We start from the raw sequence: 15417 nt of genomic DNA, 5'->3' as shown, positions 1-15417 counted from the left end.
ATAGCGAAATTACGCGTTCAGCAACTGATTCGCGGTTTTCTCAACCAGCGCCAGCAGGACTTTGATGTCTTCCAGCGTCACGGTTGGGTTCAGCAGCGTCAGTTTCAGGCAGGTAACGCCCTGGTTTTCAGTCACGCCAACGTTAGCGCGGCCTGAATCCAGCAGAGCATCGCCGATGCGCTGGTTGAACAGAGCAATCTGCGCGATATCGGTCAGCTGCTCTGGACGATAGCGGAACAGCACGCTTGCCAGTTGTGGCTGCATCACCAGCTCAAGGCGTGGTTCTGACGCAACAAACTTCGCCACTTCCTGTGCCAGCGTCACACCGTGGTCGATGATCGCGGCATACTGTTTCTGGCCCAACGCTTCCAGACCCATCCACAGTTTCAATGCATCGAAACGACGCGTGGTCTGCAGAGATTTTGAAACCAGGTTAGGAACACCGGCTTCTTCATCGAACTCAGAGTTCAGGTAAGCCGCCTGATAACGCATCAGCTCGTAGTGACGCTCGTCTTTCAACAGGAATGCGCCACAGCTGATGGTCTGGAAATACTGTTTGTGGAAGTCGAGAGTCACCGAATCCACTAACTCCAGGCCGTCCAGGTAGTCACGATACTTTTCAGACAGCAGCAGTGCACCGCCCCAGGCTGCATCGACATGCATCCAAATGCTGTGCTCAGCCGCGATGCCCGCGATTTCGCGAAGTGGATCAATCGCACCCGCATCGGTAGTACCAGCCGTCGCGACAATCGCCAGAATCTGCTCGCCATTGGCTTCGGCCTGCGCCAGTTTGGCTTTCAGGTCGTTAACGTCCATGCGTGCGAACTGATCAGACTTCACCTGCACCACAGAATTGTAGCCGTGGCCAAGCAGCGCCATGTTTTTCTGTACCGAGAAGTGCGCGTTCTCAGAACACAACACTTTGATCTTACGCAGATCGCCAGTGATGCCGTCCAACTGCACTGAATGACCTTGACGCTGATAGAACGCATCACGTGCCAGCATCAGACCCATCAGGTTGCTTTGGGTGCCACCACTGGTGAACACGCCAGCATCGCCTGCTGGATAACCCACCTGTGCACGCAACCATTCGATCAGTTTGACCTCAATGATGGTGGCAGAAGGGCTCTGGTCCCATGAGTCCATACTCTGGTTGGTGGCGTTGATCAACACTTCGGCAGCCTGGCTAACCACCAGGCTAGGGCAGTGCAGGTGCGCCACACATTGTGGGTGGTGCACTGACAGGCTGTCTTTCAGGAAATACTCAATCGCGCGTTCAATCGCGGCCTGGTTACCCAGGCCGTTTGGATTGAAGTCGAGCGTGATACGCTCGCGCAGTTCGGCAACGCTTTTGCCTTGATACATCTCAGGCTGTTGCAGCCACTGCACAACCGCGGCGCTGCTTTGGGCAATCGCCTGCTGGTACGCCTCAATGCTCTGTGCAGAGGCGGCCAGAATCGGGTTTACTTCAGACATTTACTCTTCCAATCAAACAGGTTTGACGCCAGCGCCAATCAGCGCCTGCTCAAATTTATCCAGGAAAATCGCCAGCTCTTCGTTGGTGATCAGCAGTGACGGCAACAGACGCAGTACTGCACCGTGACGACCGCCACGCTCCAGAATCAGACCTGCTTCGAAGCACTTCTTCTGCAGCAGTGCAGAGAGTTCACCATCAGCCGGCAGGCTACCCATATGGTCAGCCGCTTCGTTTGGTTTAACGATCTCTATACCGATCATCATGCCCAGACCGCGGATGTGGCCGATAACCGGGAAGCGTTTCTGCATCTCAGCCAGCTGTGCTTTCAGCCATTCACCTTGTTCAGCCACTTTACCGGCGATGTTCTGCTCGGTCAGGACTTTCAGAGTGGCCAGACCGGTGGCCATCGCCAGCTGGTTGCCGCGGAAGGTACCGGTGTGGTGACCTGGAGACCAGGCGTCGAACTGCTTTTTGATACCCAGAACAGCCAGTGGCAGACCACCGCCTACTGCTTTAGACATCACGATAATGTCTGGCTCAATGCCTGCGTGTTCAAAGGCAAAGAATTTGCCGGTACGGGCAAAGCCTGCCTGAACTTCATCAAGAATCAGCAGAATACCGTGTTCCTGAGTGACTTTACGGATGCGCTGCAGCCACTCGACCGGAGCAGGGTTCACACCGCCTTCACCCTGAACGGCTTCCAGGATAACGGCTGCAGGCTTGCGCACGCCGCTTTCCACGTCGTTGATCAGGTTTTCGAAGTAGTAAGTCAGGGCTTTCACACCCGCTTCACCGCCGAGACCCAGTGGGCAACGATACAGATGCGGGTAAGGCATGAACTGCACTTCTGGCATCATGCCGTTAACGGCTTCTTTCGGTGACAGGTTGCCAGTCACAGCCAGCGCACCATGAGTCATACCATGGTAACCACCAGAGAAGCTGATCACGCCGCTACGGCCAGTGACTTTCTTCGCCAGCTTCAGTGCTGCTTCAACCGCATCCGCACCGGAAGGACCGGTGAACTGCAGGCAATATTCTTTACCCTGGCCAGGCAGCAGCGAGAGCAGAGATTCTGAGAATTGATCTTTCAGAGGTGTCGTCAGATCAAGAGTATGTAACGGCAAGCCGCTGGTAATGACATTTTGGATGCTCTGCAGAACATCAGGATGGTTATGACCAAGTGCCAGCGTCCCTGCGCCAGCCAGGCAGTCAAGATATTGTTTATTCTCGACATCTGTGATCCACACGCCGTTGGCTTTGGCAATCGCTAAAGGCAACTTGCGCGGGTAGCTCCTGACGTTTGATTCAAACTCAGCCTGACGGGCTAAGAAAGCGTCGTTGTTTCCATTGAATGCGTTGGCACCAAAATTATCAATACGGACTTTATCCGTCATCATATCTCTCCTTCAACCGGGGCTCGTGATGGCTGGCCGATTGACTAGTTGAACAAAAAAGTATCAGTGGTTTAAAAAACGCGGCCAATATAGAGCCTTTTGACGTACATCACAATGATTTATTTTGTTTAGATTTGTTTATTCTTTTCATATAGGAATCAGGGCGTTGGCCACTAATTGGCCGGCTATTTTAGCGCCAGCAGATGAAGTGGTTATTAAATAATCGTGTTAATAAAAAGACTTATGCCCGCCAGAGCAATCCAGGGACCAAAAGCAAGGGGTTGATTAAGGTCACGTTGCCAGCCCAGTTTGGCGATAAACAGCGCACAAATTGCCCCGCTACAAGCCAGTAATAGTACATAGGGTAAGAGTGCCCAACCCAACCACGCGCCTAATGCTGCCACTAACTTTGCGTCTCCTAAACCCAATGCCAGTCTCCCGCTAAAATATTGATATATATAGCGGATTAGCCAAAGCGCGCTGTAACCCCCCACCGCACCAAAGACGGCATCATGGAGTGAGCCTGGTAGCCATTCGCCTGCTTTTAATAATAGCCCAAGCCATAGCAATGGCAGGGTGATTACATCTGGCAACAAATAATGCTCGTAATCGATGATCGCAACGGTCAGCAGTAGCCAAAACAGCATAAGTAAGGCGAGCAATGATTTATCAACCGGGAGGATCGCGACAAATACCAGACTGATTGATGCACAGGCAGTTTCTGTTAACGGATAGCGCAGGCTGATAGCACAACGGCAAAAATGACACCGACCGCGTAGTAAAAGCCAACTCACTAACGGGATATTGTCTCGCCAGCGCAAACATTTTTTGCAAACCGGACAGTGTGAAGCCGGTTGCCGTAAATCCACGCTATTGCCGGGCTGTAAAAGCTGCAGAGGTACGCGATAAATAACGACATTAATAAAGCTACCGATGCTCAAGGCTATCACCGTTGCCAGCAACCACAATATCCACTCCATGTTGACCTCTTGTTCCTTTCCGGTTTTATCGAAAAGAAACCTACGCCTGAAGCGCGAAGGAGGCGAGTATCAAAGGGGAATTACGGTGTTTTACATCGCGTTTCACGATCGGTGTTCAGGCGATGAGGAGCATATGCCGATCGTGACTGACCCGTTACCGCTTCCCCGTTGGGAGGAGGTGTGCCAAAAACTTTTCAGCAGATGAACAGGTGGTGCAGAGCAGTGGAAATGGGACGGCGTCCGTGGCGAGGAGGGATGCGTTTAGCGCAAGGCGCACAGCTTACCGTGCTAACAGCAACCCATGCATCATGACTGCTGTTTGAACATCTGGATAGCTTCCTGCACGTTGCTGGTCGCCAGGGACATCACACGGTCATTATTGAGGAACACGTCATAGTGACCCGCATTGTAGCGGAAGACATAGAGGTCTCCGCGGAAACGTAACCCTTTGGTTTTCACCCCAATATGATGGCGACGCAGGGCGGCCTGCGCCAGTCTGTCAGCTCCGGTGTTCATCTTCATCCCCTCCAATCGTTTCAACGCCAATATCCCGACATAGAGTATGGTTTGAAGCTTAGCTTAACCTTAAGAACAGCGCTGCGACTTTGCTAACACACTGTTTAATTGTCATTTTTCCTTCATCTTCAGATTTCAATTTTTTGTGTTTAGAAAAGCAGCAAATGAAATGTTTCACGTATTTAGTCATCTTGATGAAACTTTGGTGACGACTAAATAGCAGCACATAACGGTTGAGCGTACATCTTCTACCAATCCTCAACATTTAAGAAAAAAGCCAGCTTGCGCGTTACCCATTTAATGTTCAGTTAAGTTTTCATCCGTATTTTGTTCTACGAGCAATAAGACAGGTGTGCTTAAGTTTTTTGCTGTAGGTTAAAAAATTAACACTTAGTGCTATCTAATTTTTCCTGCGCAATCTAAGTTTAAACAGCAAGTTACTGAAAGTTGTTATGGATCTGAATCACTGCACACTGCAATTGGTCCTGTTGCAGGCAATTTTAGGTGTAAAACGTTAAGGTAAACTTATGACTTTTCTTCCATTCTCGCGCCCCGCTTTGGGCGAGGAAGAGTTAGCGGCAGTAAAAGAGGTTTTTGAATCAGGTTGGATCACCACCGGCCCGAAAAATGCGGCGTTGGAACAAGCCTTTTGCCAGTTAACCGGTAATCAACATGCGATTGCTGTCAGTTCCGCCACGGCAGGCATGCACGTCACCCTCCTCGCGTTAAACATCCAGCCGGGTGATGAGGTGATCACACCTTCACTGACGTGGGTATCCACCATCAACATCATTACGCTGCTGGGTGCAACGCCAGTGATGATTGATGTTGACCGCGATACGCTGATGGTCACGCCTGAGCAAATTGAAGCGGCCATCACGCCACAGACGCGTGCCATCATTCCGGTGCATTATGCCGGTGCTCCTGCGGACATTGACGCCATTCGCGCCATTGGTGAACGCCATGGCATCGCAGTGATCGAAGATGCGGCACACTCTGCAGGTTGTTATTACAAAGGTCAGCATGTCGGAAATAAGGGCACGGCTATTTTTTCTTTCCATGCCATTAAAAACATGACGTGCGCGGAAGGTGGCTTAATTGTTACCGATGACGCTGAGTTGGCCGATCGCATGCGCAGCCTGAAATTTCACGGCTTGGGTGTTGATGCTTATGACCGTCACACGCATGGCCGTAAACCGCAGGCTGAAGTGATTATGCCTGGGTTTAAATATAACTTGCCGGACATTAGCGCTGCGATTGCTCTGGTTCAGTTGGACAAACTGCCCGCCATCAATGCTCGTCGTGCAGAGATTGCCCAACGCTATCTAAAAGAACTGGCTGATACGCCATTCCTGCCATTGTCTCAACCCACCTGGGCGCATCAACACGCCTGGCATTTGTTCATCATTCGCGTTGATGAAGCGCAGTGTGGACTCAGCCGCGATGCGTTGATGGAAACGCTGAAAGCACAAGACATCGGCACTGGTTTGCATTTCCGCGCGGCACATACCCACAAATATTATCGCGAACGCTACCCACAACTTTCCTTGCCAAACACGGAATGGAATAGCGACCGCATTTGCTCAATACCGCTGTTCCCAGATATGAGCGATGACGACGTTAGCCGCGTGATCGGCGCATTACGTCATATCGCTGGAGTTTGATTGACATGCTCGAAGAAAAAGATATTCGTAAAGTCTCCGTGGTGATCCCGGTTTACAACGAAGAGGAGAGCCTGCCAGAGTTGGTGCGTCGCACCGATGCGGCATGTGCTGTGCTGAATCTCGATTATGAGATTTTGCTGGTGGATGACGGCAGTAGCGACCGCTCAGGTGAGATGATCGCCGATGCTGCTGACATGCCCGGAAGCCATGTGGTCGGCGTATTGCTGAACCGCAACTATGGACAGCACTCGGCAATCATGGCGGGTTTTAGCCATGTATCAGGCGACCTGATTATCACACTGGATGCGGATTTGCAGAATCCACCCGAAGAGATCCCCAATCTGGTGCAAGCCGCTCAGCAGGGTTATGACGTGGTCGGTACTGTGCGTCAAAATCGTCAGGACAGTTGGTTCCGTCGCCGCGCTTCCCGCACCATCAACCAGCTGATTCAACGCGTCACCGGTAAAGCAATGGGTGACTATGGCTGCATGTTACGTGCTTATCGCCGTCACATTGTTGATGCCATGCTCAACTGTCACGAGCGCAGCACTTTTATTCCTATCCTGGCCAACACCTTTGCGCGCCGCACGATTGAGCTGCCTGTCGCCCACGCCGAGCGCGAATTTGGTGATTCGAAATACAGCTTTATGAAGCTGATCAATTTGATGTACGACCTGGTGACTTGCCTGACCACCACGCCACTGCGCCTGCTGAGTATTGTCGGCAGTCTGATTGCATTGGCCGGTTTCGCCTTCTCACTGGTACTGATCGTATTGCGTCTGTTCCTCGGTGCCGACTGGGCCGGAGACGGGGTGTTCATGCTGTTTGCGGTGCTGTTTATTTTTGTCGGCGCGCAATTTATCGGTATGGGCCTACTCGGCGAATACATCGGCCGAATTTACAACGACGTCCGCGCTCGTCCGCGCTACTTCATTCAACGTGTTATTAACTCGCAGAAAGATGTCTCCTCTGTACAGGAAATTGAGCAATGAAAACTATCGTCTTCGCCTATCACGATATGGGCTGTGCAGGTATTACTGCACTGTTAAATGCGGGTTTCGAAATCAGCGCGATCTTCACCCATGCTGATTCTGCTAATGAGAACCACTTCTTTGGTTCTGTCGCCCGTTTGGCGGCAGAGCAGGGTATCGCGGTGTATGCGCCGGAAGATGCTAACCATCCGCTGTGGGTCGACCGCATTAAATCCATGGCACCGGATTACATTTTCTCCTTCTACTATCGCAATCTGCTCAATGACAGCATCCTCAGCAGCGCGCGCCTGGGCGCTTTCAACCTGCATGGTTCATTGCTGCCTAAATATCGTGGGCGCGCGCCACTTAACTGGGCGTTAGTGAATGGCGAGACTGAAACCGGCGTGACCCTGCATCGCATGGTAAAACGCGCGGATGCAGGCGATATCGTGGCACAGCAGCGTGTCGCCATTGATGAACAAGACAACGCCTTAACTCTGCATCGCAAACTGACAGCCTGTGCTACACAACTGCTGGAGCAGGCACTGCCAGCGATGAAACGTGGTGAAATTGCGGCAATTCCTCAGGATCACAGCCAGGCGACGGTGGTGGGACGTCGCACACCAGAAGACGGTCGCATTAAGTGGGAACAGCCTGCACAGTCAATCAACAACCTGGTTCGTGCGGTCACCGATCCATGGCCGGGCGCATTTGCTTTCGCGGGAACCGTGAAGTTTGTCGTGTGGAAAGGGCGCGTACATGCTGATGCGCCAAAAGCGAAGCCAGGCACAGTGATTTCCGTTGAGCCTTTCCTGATTGCTTGCGGGGAAGGTGCACTGGAAGTGGTGACCGGACAAAGTGAAAATGGCGTCTATATGAACGGCAGCCAGTTGGCGCAGAGTCTGGGGATGGTGCCGGGCGCACTGTTGTACTCTCAGCCGGTTGCAGCCGTTAAACGTCGTACGCGTGTACTGATCCTGGGTGTAAACGGATTTATCGGTAACCACTTGACCGAACGTTTGCTGCAGGATGACAACTTTGAAGTTTACGGTCTGGATATCGGCTCTGATGCTATCAGCCGTTTCCTCGATCAGCCGCGCTTCCACTTTGTTGAAGGTGATATCAGCATTCACTCAGAGTGGATCGAATATCACATCAAAAAATGTGACGTGGTGTTGCCACTGGTGGCGATTGCTACGCCAATTGAATACACCCGCAACCCGCTGCGCGTGTTCGAACTCGATTTTGAAGAGAACCTCAAGATCATCCGCGATTGCGTCAAATACAAAAAGCGCATCATCTTCCCTTCCACGTCAGAAGTGTACGGCATGTGCACCGATAAACACTTCGATGAAGATCACTCCAACCTGGTGGTGGGGCCGATCAACAAACAGCGCTGGATCTATTCGGTTTCCAAACAGCTGCTGGACCGCGTGATTTGGGCTTATGGCGAAAAAGAAGGGCTGCGTTTCACGCTGTTCCGTCCTTTCAACTGGATGGGCCCACGTCTTGATAACCTCAACGCTGCGCGTATTGGTAGCTCCCGTGCGATCACCCAATTGATCCTCAACCTGGTTGAAGGTTCGCCGATCAAGTTAATCGACGGTGGTGCACAGAAGCGCTGCTTCACTGACATTCGTGATGGTATTGAAGCTTTGTTCCGCATCATTGAGAACAAGAACAACAACTGCGACGGTCAGATCGTCAACATCGGTAACCCGGAAAACGAGGCGAGCATCAAAGAGCTGGCGGAACGTCTGCTGGCAAGCTTCGAACGTCATCCGCTGCGCAACCAATTCCCGCCGTTCGCCGGTTTCCGCGAAGTAGAGAGCAGCAGCTACTACGGTAAAGGTTATCAGGACGTCGAGCATCGTAAGCCGTCAATCAAAAATGCGCGTCGCTTGCTGGACTGGACGCCGACCATTGAGATGGATACCACGATCGATAACACGCTGGATTTCTTCCTGCGCACCGTTGAGTTGCAGGATAAGCCATGAAGAAAATTGGTTTGCGCGTAGATGTTGATACCTGGCGTGGAACCAAACTCGGCGTTCCGGCGCTGCTAGAGCAGTTTAGCCTGCATCAGTTGCAGGCCAGTTTCTTCTTTAGCGTTGGGCCGGATAACATGGGGCGCCACTTGTGGCGCCTGATGAAACCGCGCTTCTTATGGAAAATGCTGCGCTCGCGCGCAGCTTCACTCTACGGCTGGGATATTTTATTGGCTGGTACGGCCTGGCCAGGACGTGAGATTGGCCGCGGTCTGGAGGAGATCATCAGCGCCACAGCCGATCATCATGAAGTCGGTCTGCACGCCTGGGATCACTTTGCCTGGCAAACCTGGGCAGGCGTGTGGTCAGAAGAGAAGTTGCTGGAACAGATTTCGCGTGGGAAAGCCGCACTGGAAGCGATTATCGGTGACACTGTCACTTGCTCTGCCGTGGCCGGATGGCGGGCGGATGGCCGCGTTGTCGCCGCTAAGCAGACCTTCGGTTTCAGCTACAACAGTGATTGTCGTGGTACTGGACCCTTCTTGCCGCGTCTGCGTGATGGCAGCTTAGGCACGGTGCAAATCCCCGTGACATTGCCTACCTGGGATGAAGTAGTCGGACAGTCGGTTAGCGCCGCTGACTATAACGATTTCATTCTTGAGCAGATGCTCGCAGCCGCAGGATCTCCGGTGTACACCATTCATGCTGAAGTTGAAGGCATTATCGGTTCTAAGGCGTTTGGCGAGTTATTAACCCGCGCGGAGCAACAAGGCATTCACTTCTGTCCTCTGAGCGAGTTGTTACCTGACGATCTCAGCACACTCCCGCAGGGCAATCTGGTACGTGGGCATATACCCGGACGCGAAGGCTGGCTGGGCTGCCAGCGCTAAACGTTAACAGGAAACTTTATAGGAACCACGGATGCGTACAGGCACCAAAACGGCGCTGCTGCTGGCGCTTTTCGCGCTTTATTATCTTATCCCGGTCGAATTCCGCGCCTTATGGCAGCCGGATGAAACCCGCTACGCTGAAATCAGCCGTGAAATGCTGGTCAATGGCAATTGGGTGGTACCGCACTTCTTTGATTTGCGTTATTTCGAAAAGCCTATAGCGGGTTATTGGGTCAACAATATCGGCCAGCTCTTGTTTGGCCATACCAACTTCGGTGTACGCGCCGGTTCGATTTTTTGCACTACGCTCAGTGCAGTGCTGATTTATTGGCTGGGTCATCAGATGTTTGCCAGCCGGAAAATCGCTCTGACCGGCAGCATCATTTTTCTCACTTCGCTTCTGGTGTATGGCATTGGCACTTACGCGGTGCTGGATCCTATTCTGCTATTGTGGATGGTTGCCGCGATGTGCAGCTATTGGCTGGTGGCGCAAGCTTCTACTACGCAACAGCGTCTCTGCGGTTATGTGCTGCTGGGCGCAGCCTGCGCGATGGGCTTTATGACCAAGGGCTTCCTTGCGCTGGCGGTGCCGGTATTGGCGATAGTGCCCTGGGCGATTTGGCAAAAACGCTTCGGCGAGCTATTACGTTGGGGACCTTTGACGATCATCGTTGCCGCACTGCTCAGTGCGCCGTGGGCGCTGGCCATTTATCGCCAGGAAGGGGATTTCTGGCATTACTTCTTCTGGGTTGAGCATATTCAGCGCTTTGCAGAGAAAGATGCACAGCACAAGGCCCCCTTCTGGTATTACCTGCCGGTGTTGCTGGCGGGATGCCTGCCGTGGCTGGCGCTGCTGCCGGGCTCACTGATGGGCGCATGGCGCCAGCGTCGTCAACATGCGGGAGCCGTTTACCTGTTAAGTTGGGTGATCTTGCCACTGCTGTTCTTTAGCATCGCTAAAGGCAAACTGCCGACCTACATTCTGCCGTGCTTTGCACCTTTAGCTCTGTTGATGGCGCATTACGCCCACAGTGGTTATGCACAGTTAGTGAAGGTGTTTAAAGTTAATGGCTGGATAAACCTGCTGTTTGGCGCCATAACCACCTTAGTCCTGTTGGTGGTGGTTGCGCCATGGGGATTGGCGCACAAGCCCGTTTATACCCATGATGAAATACTGCCGTTAATCTGTGGCGTATTGGCCTTTGCTGGCTGGGGCATTATGGGGTGGTTCAGTCTCAAACCGGGTGCCTGCCGTTGGCAACTGGCGGCGCTTTGTCCGTTAACGCTGGCGTTACTGATCGGCTTCGCGATACCGCAGAAGGTTCGTGATTCCAAACAGCCGCAGAGTTTTGTACAGGCTGTGCATCATCAACTGGCAGACAGCCGTTATCTGCTGGCTGACAATCCTGGCATCGCGGCTGCGGTGGCATGGGAAACTGAGCGCAGTGATATCACTTTCTATGATGCCAAAGGCGAACTGCAATACGGTCTTAGCTATCCCGATGCGAAAACGCGCTATGTTGATGGCGCAGCATTTGCTGACTGGCTGCGTGAACATCGTCGCCATGGCAAAGTGTCCGTGGTGATGATGCTCAACTCGGGCGAGAACGGGCCTGACCCTGCAATGCCAACGCCGGATGACGTTTATCGTCAAGGTCGACTGGTCTATTACGGTTATAACGCGACACCATGAACCTGTTGCTTATTCTTCTGGTCAGTTTGTTGAGCTGCGCCGCCCAGCTTTGTCAAAAGCAGGCGGCGTATCTGGGGATGCGCCACGGCAAGAAGCAGCTCATCTTGTGGATTGCGCTGAGCCTCTTTTTGCTCGGCGTGGCGATGTTGCTGTGGCTGCTGGTATTGCGTGTGGTGCCGGTCAGCGTGGCCTATCCGATGCTGAGTCTCAACTTCGTGTTGGTGGCCATCGCAGCTAAGTTGATCTGGCGTGAGACATACACCTTGCAACAATGGTTCGGTACGCTGGCGATTGTTGCCGGGGTCGCGCTGATGGGGAGCCACCTATGAAAGGGGTGGTCCTCGCGCTGTGTAGCGTGCTGCTGGTGTCGCTGGCGCAATTGGTATTGCGAGCTGCGATGCTGGATTTCCCGCCATTAGCAGCCTTACTCAGCCCGCAATTCTGGCAGCATCTGCAGCCGCTACTCCTGCTGTGCCTTGGACTGGGAGCCTATGCGTTGTCGATGCTGTGCTGGATGCTGGCGCTACGTCATATGCAGCTTAACCGCCTCTATCCGTTGCTGAGCCTGAGTTATGTGCTGGTGTGGCTGGCAGCTATTTCGTTGCCAATGTTCGGTGAAGCCTTCCGCTGGAGCAGTTTTGCCGGAGTTGTATTAATTGTGTTTGGATTGTTGTGCGTTTCACTGCCGCGTAAACCTTAGCCGCAGAACGTTAGATGTGACAGGCGATCCCCATGGAACCAAAGCGGGGACCACATTTCGTCGACGAGCTACATGGCATGACACTGTCACTTTATCAGGCGTAAATGCTTTTCACTGAGGTCAGCGAGCGAGGGTGCACCCAGCATGCCCAGATCGCGACTGACTTCATTAGTGATAAGGTCAATGGCCCACTCAACCCCCGATGTTCCGCCTACTGCACTTGCATAGTTAAAAGGCCTGCCAACAAAGCAGGCCCTTGCCCCCAGCGCCAATGCTTTGATGGCGTCGGTGCCACGTCGGATGCCGCTGTCCATCATCACCGTCATATTTCCCGCAGCGGTGACAATCTCGGGCAGGACACAAATCGGCGGGATCACCGTATCCAACTGACGACCGCCGTGATTCGAGACCACAATGCCGTCGATGCCAATGGATCTACAGCGCAATGCATCATTTCGACTCAGAATGCCTTTAATAACCATCGCGCCCGTCCAGCGCTGACGAATATGTTCGATATGCTGCCAGGTGAGATGGCTGCGCCCACTGAAGTCACGCACGGCATTTTTGGAAAACAGCGGTGCGCCACGCACTGCGTTGTTGTTCTCAAAATAAGGTATGCCCGAGGTCAGTAAGGTTTTCAACAGCGTGCCGTAAAGCCAGCGGGGATGAGTGACACCTTGCCACGCCAAGGCCAGACTGGGGCGGAATGGCGTGGAAAATCCGGCGCGCACGTTGTTTTCCCGGTTAGCTTTGACCGGCGTATCCACCGTCACGACCAGTACGGATATGCGCGCACGCTTGACGCGATCCACCAACGCATCAATCTCTTCCAGCGTCTTTGGCAAATAGGCCTGGAACCACATCGCCGGATTAGCCGCAGCCACGTCCTCCAGTGGAATCAACGAGGAACCGCTCATGATAAAGGGCACGTTCTTGCTCGCCGCTGCCCGCGCTAAAGCAATATCGCCCTGAAAACCGGTGATGGCAGAGATGCCCATCGGCGCAATACCCACAGGCGCCGCATAGCGATGCCCAAACAGATCTACCTCAGTATTACGTTGCGACACATCGACCATGTTTTCAGGTATCAGGCCGTAATGAGCATAGGATTGCTGAGTGTGATGGAGCGCAATGTTGTCCTCAACACCACCGGACACATAAGCGAACAGCGGATGGGGCAGACGCTTTTGGGCATATTTCTCGAAATCATTTAACGAGAGGCAACGTTGATACAGTTTGCGCATGGGCTAGCGATTCAGCTGTGAGGATAAAGAAGAGAAAAGTCATGCTATTGCAAGAAGGGGATCTGGCAAATGCTTTAAATGGCATTGCATATCTGAATAAAACATATGGGCGCACCTTAGTGCGCCCATCGTTAATTAATGTTGTTCCCAGGTATGATATTCGCCATCACGTCGGCCTGGAGCCGTTTCAGGCAATCGCAGCAGGCCTACAACGGAAATCACCCCCAGTACCGCAACATACAGCGCCAGACCATACCAGTGCCCATCGGTGGCCTGCAGGATTTTCACCGCGACTAAGCCAAGCACGCCACTGCCAATTAACGATCCCACCTGCCAAATCACTGCAATGCCGCTGCAGCGAATATGCGTCGGGAACAGTTCCGGGAACCAGGAAGCCTGTGGGGCGTAGCACATACTGTGGCCCAGTGTCAGCGCGACAATCATCGCAATTTGCGTTAGCCAGTAGCTGTTTTGGGACAGGGCATAAAAGAACGGCACGATGGAAATCACAATCAGCAGTGCACCCATCATGTATACCGGTTTGCGACCGATCTTATCGGATAACGCCCCCATCAGCGGAATGGCAAACACCTCGAGAATCACCGCTACAATCATGCTGTTCATCAGTATGCCGGCGTCGAGATTGTTGGCTTTGCCCCATGCCAGAATGATCACCGTGAAGAGGGCAAAGGCGCAGGCTTCGATTAATTTTGCCGCCACACCGTTGATCACTAGTTTTGGATTACCGCGAATCACTTCTTTCAACGGACGTGATTCGGCGGCCTTGGTTTCGCGAATGGCGGCGAACACCGGTGATTCGTCGATGCGTAAACGAATAAACAAACCTACGATCACCAGCAGTGCGCTCAGTAAGAAGGGCACGCGCCAACCCCAATCCATCATTTGTTCCGCGCTCAGGGAGGCATTAAGAATTGCGAACAGTGCCAGCGGCAGCAGGAACCCAACCGGCGCACCGATTTGTACCCAGCTGGCAAAAAAACCACGACGTGATGCTTGCGAATATTCTGCGGTCATCAGGACCGCGCCAGCTTGTTCGCCGCCCACGCCAAAACCTTGCAGCAGGCGAATAGCGATCAACAACACCGGTGCCCAGATGCCGATCTTTTCATAGGTTGGCAGCAAGCCAATACAAAAAGTACCGAGACCCACTATCAGGATGGTGGCCACCAGCGCTTTTTTACGTCCCACTTTGTCACCAATATGACCAAAAACAATGCCACCAATCGGCCGGGCGAGGAAGCCAACCGCATAAGTCGCAAATGCGGCGAGGGTGCTGATCAAAGGGTCGTGGCTGGGGAAGAACAGGTGGCCAAAAAACAGCACTGCAGCCGTGCCATAGGCAAAGAAATCATAATATTCCGCCGCGGTGCCAATCGCCGAAGCACTGGCGACACGACGAATGAGTGAGGTGTGATTTCCCTGTGCCGTTTGGGTCTGAGTAAAAGTGGAAGATGCCATAGTCAAAATCCTGCAGGTTTATAATTTTAGACTACCATACAAGGATGTTTGTTGGTTTGTTGCGCGAACGATCACAAATTTACGATGGCGCGAATTTACATCCTCGCTTTGATTCCTGCATTCGATAATCGACAGCATATCAATTTTGAGTCAATTATTTCCGACCCGCTACAGCGCTGCGCTTATTAATCTTCATAACATTAACATTCAAAATAGAATGGATCTATTTCACTGGGAAGCCGTTTTTTCTGTTATCTGCGAACATCGATAATGAGAATATATAAACCTCAATAAACCCAGTAATGAATGGACTTTAAATTTAAACTAATGCATTGATATAAATGAAGATGAAGTCATTAAGTTATTGCGTGTTACCTGCTGATTTTCAAGGGTTAATTCTTAATTTGACTTAAACCTGCCT

At 52.4% G+C, this 15417-nt stretch carries 13 protein-coding genes; 7 read left to right on the top strand and 6 right to left on the bottom strand.

What is annotated here, in order from left to right; all coding sequences use genetic code 11:
* Positions 1-9: 9 nt before the first annotated feature.
* The 4 genes from FD744_RS05750 to FD744_RS05735 all read right to left on the bottom strand — a co-directional run bounded on the left by FD744_RS05750 (position 10) and on the right by FD744_RS05735 (position 4367).
* Positions 10-1476, bottom strand: coding sequence for an aspartate aminotransferase family protein (locus FD744_RS05750; RefSeq protein WP_160867633.1), 1467 nt, complete (start codon positions 1474-1476; stop codon positions 10-12).
* A gap of 12 nt (positions 1477-1488) precedes the next feature.
* Positions 1489-2871: a diaminobutyrate--2-oxoglutarate transaminase gene (locus FD744_RS05745; protein ID WP_034829839.1), complete on the bottom strand. Its 1383-nt coding sequence runs from the start codon at positions 2869-2871 to the stop codon at positions 1489-1491.
* Positions 2872-3086: 215 nt separating this feature from the next.
* A complete protein-coding gene (locus tag FD744_RS05740; RefSeq protein ID WP_160867632.1) occupies positions 3087-3851 on the bottom strand; it encodes an A24 family peptidase in 765 nt (254 codons plus the stop codon).
* 306 nt (positions 3852-4157) lie between these two features.
* On the bottom strand, positions 4158-4367 hold the full coding sequence (locus FD744_RS05735; RefSeq protein WP_034829841.1) for a hypothetical protein: 210 nt from the start codon (positions 4365-4367) through the stop codon (positions 4158-4160).
* Between the two features lie 527 nt (positions 4368-4894).
* On the opposite strand from FD744_RS05735, the gene arnB reads away from it, so the two are divergent.
* The 7 genes from arnB to arnF are packed head-to-tail and all read left to right on the top strand — an operon-like array spanning position 4895 to position 12273.
* Positions 4895-6031, top strand: coding sequence for a UDP-4-amino-4-deoxy-L-arabinose aminotransferase (gene arnB / locus FD744_RS05730; protein ID WP_160867631.1), 1137 nt, complete (start codon positions 4895-4897; stop codon positions 6029-6031).
* A gap of 5 nt (positions 6032-6036) precedes the next feature.
* Positions 6037-7023: an undecaprenyl-phosphate 4-deoxy-4-formamido-L-arabinose transferase gene (gene arnC / locus FD744_RS05725; protein ID WP_034829843.1), complete on the top strand. Its 987-nt coding sequence runs from the start codon at positions 6037-6039 to the stop codon at positions 7021-7023.
* The gene (arnA, locus tag FD744_RS05720) at positions 7020-8999 is read left to right on the top strand and encodes a bifunctional UDP-4-amino-4-deoxy-L-arabinose formyltransferase/UDP-glucuronic acid oxidase ArnA (RefSeq protein WP_160867630.1); all 1980 of its coding nucleotides are present in this window, start codon (positions 7020-7022) and stop codon (positions 8997-8999) included. Before arnC ends, arnA begins: the two co-directional genes overlap by 4 nt.
* Positions 8996-9880 (top strand): 4-deoxy-4-formamido-L-arabinose-phosphoundecaprenol deformylase, encoded by an 885-nt coding sequence (gene arnD / locus FD744_RS05715; RefSeq protein ID WP_160867629.1) that lies wholly within the window; start codon positions 8996-8998, stop codon positions 9878-9880. Before arnA ends, arnD begins: the two co-directional genes overlap by 4 nt.
* A gap of 31 nt (positions 9881-9911) precedes the next feature.
* Positions 9912-11573, top strand: coding sequence for a lipid IV(A) 4-amino-4-deoxy-L-arabinosyltransferase (gene arnT / locus FD744_RS05710; protein ID WP_160867628.1), 1662 nt, complete (start codon positions 9912-9914; stop codon positions 11571-11573).
* Positions 11570-11902 (top strand): 4-amino-4-deoxy-L-arabinose-phosphoundecaprenol flippase subunit ArnE, encoded by a 333-nt coding sequence (gene arnE / locus FD744_RS05705; RefSeq protein ID WP_034829847.1) that lies wholly within the window; start codon positions 11570-11572, stop codon positions 11900-11902. The genes arnT and arnE overlap by 4 nt, the downstream gene beginning before the upstream one ends.
* The gene (arnF, locus tag FD744_RS05700; protein ID WP_160867627.1) at positions 11899-12273 is read left to right on the top strand and encodes a 4-amino-4-deoxy-L-arabinose-phosphoundecaprenol flippase subunit ArnF; all 375 of its coding nucleotides are present in this window, start codon (positions 11899-11901) and stop codon (positions 12271-12273) included. Before arnE ends, arnF begins: the two co-directional genes overlap by 4 nt.
* Before the next feature lie 86 nt (positions 12274-12359).
* Here the strand turns inward: arnF and FD744_RS05695 are convergent, their stop codons facing one another.
* Complete coding sequence (locus tag FD744_RS05695) at positions 12360-13517, bottom strand: alpha-hydroxy acid oxidase (protein ID WP_160867626.1); 1158 nt, start codon at positions 13515-13517, stop codon at positions 12360-12362.
* A gap of 135 nt (positions 13518-13652) precedes the next feature.
* Entirely contained in the window at positions 13653-14996 is a 1344-nt protein-coding gene (locus FD744_RS05690; RefSeq protein WP_160867625.1) for an MFS transporter, read from the bottom strand.
* Between the last annotated feature and the right edge of the window lie 421 nt (positions 14997-15417).

The sequence above is a fragment of the Pantoea sp. Taur genome (genome assembly GCF_009830025.1).
Taxonomy (GTDB): Bacteria; Pseudomonadota; Gammaproteobacteria; order Enterobacterales; family Enterobacteriaceae; genus Pantoea; species Pantoea communis.
The sequence above is the reverse complement of the archived record's forward strand: the minus strand, read 5'-3'. Positions and strand labels throughout refer to the sequence as shown.

Excerpts from the sequence above, each read along its gene's own strand:
- FD744_RS05750 (WP_160867633.1), bottom strand. The coding sequence starts at position 1,476 with ATGTCTGAAGTAAACCCGATTCTGGCCGCCTCTGCACAGAGCATTGAG.
- FD744_RS05745 (WP_034829839.1), bottom strand. The coding sequence starts at position 2,871 with ATGACGGATAAAGTCCGTATTGATAATTTTGGTGCCAACGCATTCAAT.
- FD744_RS05740 (WP_160867632.1), bottom strand. The coding sequence starts at position 3,851 with ATGGAGTGGATATTGTGGTTGCTGGCAACGGTGATAGCCTTGAGCATC.
- FD744_RS05735 (WP_034829841.1), bottom strand. The coding sequence starts at position 4,367 with ATGAACACCGGAGCTGACAGACTGGCGCAGGCCGCCCTGCGTCGCCAT.
- arnB (WP_160867631.1), top strand. The coding sequence starts at position 4,895 with ATGACTTTTCTTCCATTCTCGCGCCCCGCTTTGGGCGAGGAAGAGTTA.
- arnC (WP_034829843.1), top strand. The coding sequence starts at position 6,037 with ATGCTCGAAGAAAAAGATATTCGTAAAGTCTCCGTGGTGATCCCGGTT.
- arnA (WP_160867630.1), top strand. The coding sequence starts at position 7,020 with ATGAAAACTATCGTCTTCGCCTATCACGATATGGGCTGTGCAGGTATT.
- arnD (WP_160867629.1), top strand. The coding sequence starts at position 8,996 with ATGAAGAAAATTGGTTTGCGCGTAGATGTTGATACCTGGCGTGGAACC.
- arnT (WP_160867628.1), top strand. The coding sequence starts at position 9,912 with ATGCGTACAGGCACCAAAACGGCGCTGCTGCTGGCGCTTTTCGCGCTT.
- arnE (WP_034829847.1), top strand. The coding sequence starts at position 11,570 with ATGAACCTGTTGCTTATTCTTCTGGTCAGTTTGTTGAGCTGCGCCGCC.
- arnF (WP_160867627.1), top strand. The coding sequence starts at position 11,899 with ATGAAAGGGGTGGTCCTCGCGCTGTGTAGCGTGCTGCTGGTGTCGCTG.
- FD744_RS05695 (WP_160867626.1), bottom strand. The coding sequence starts at position 13,517 with ATGCGCAAACTGTATCAACGTTGCCTCTCGTTAAATGATTTCGAGAAA.
- FD744_RS05690 (WP_160867625.1), bottom strand. The coding sequence starts at position 14,996 with ATGGCATCTTCCACTTTTACTCAGACCCAAACGGCACAGGGAAATCAC.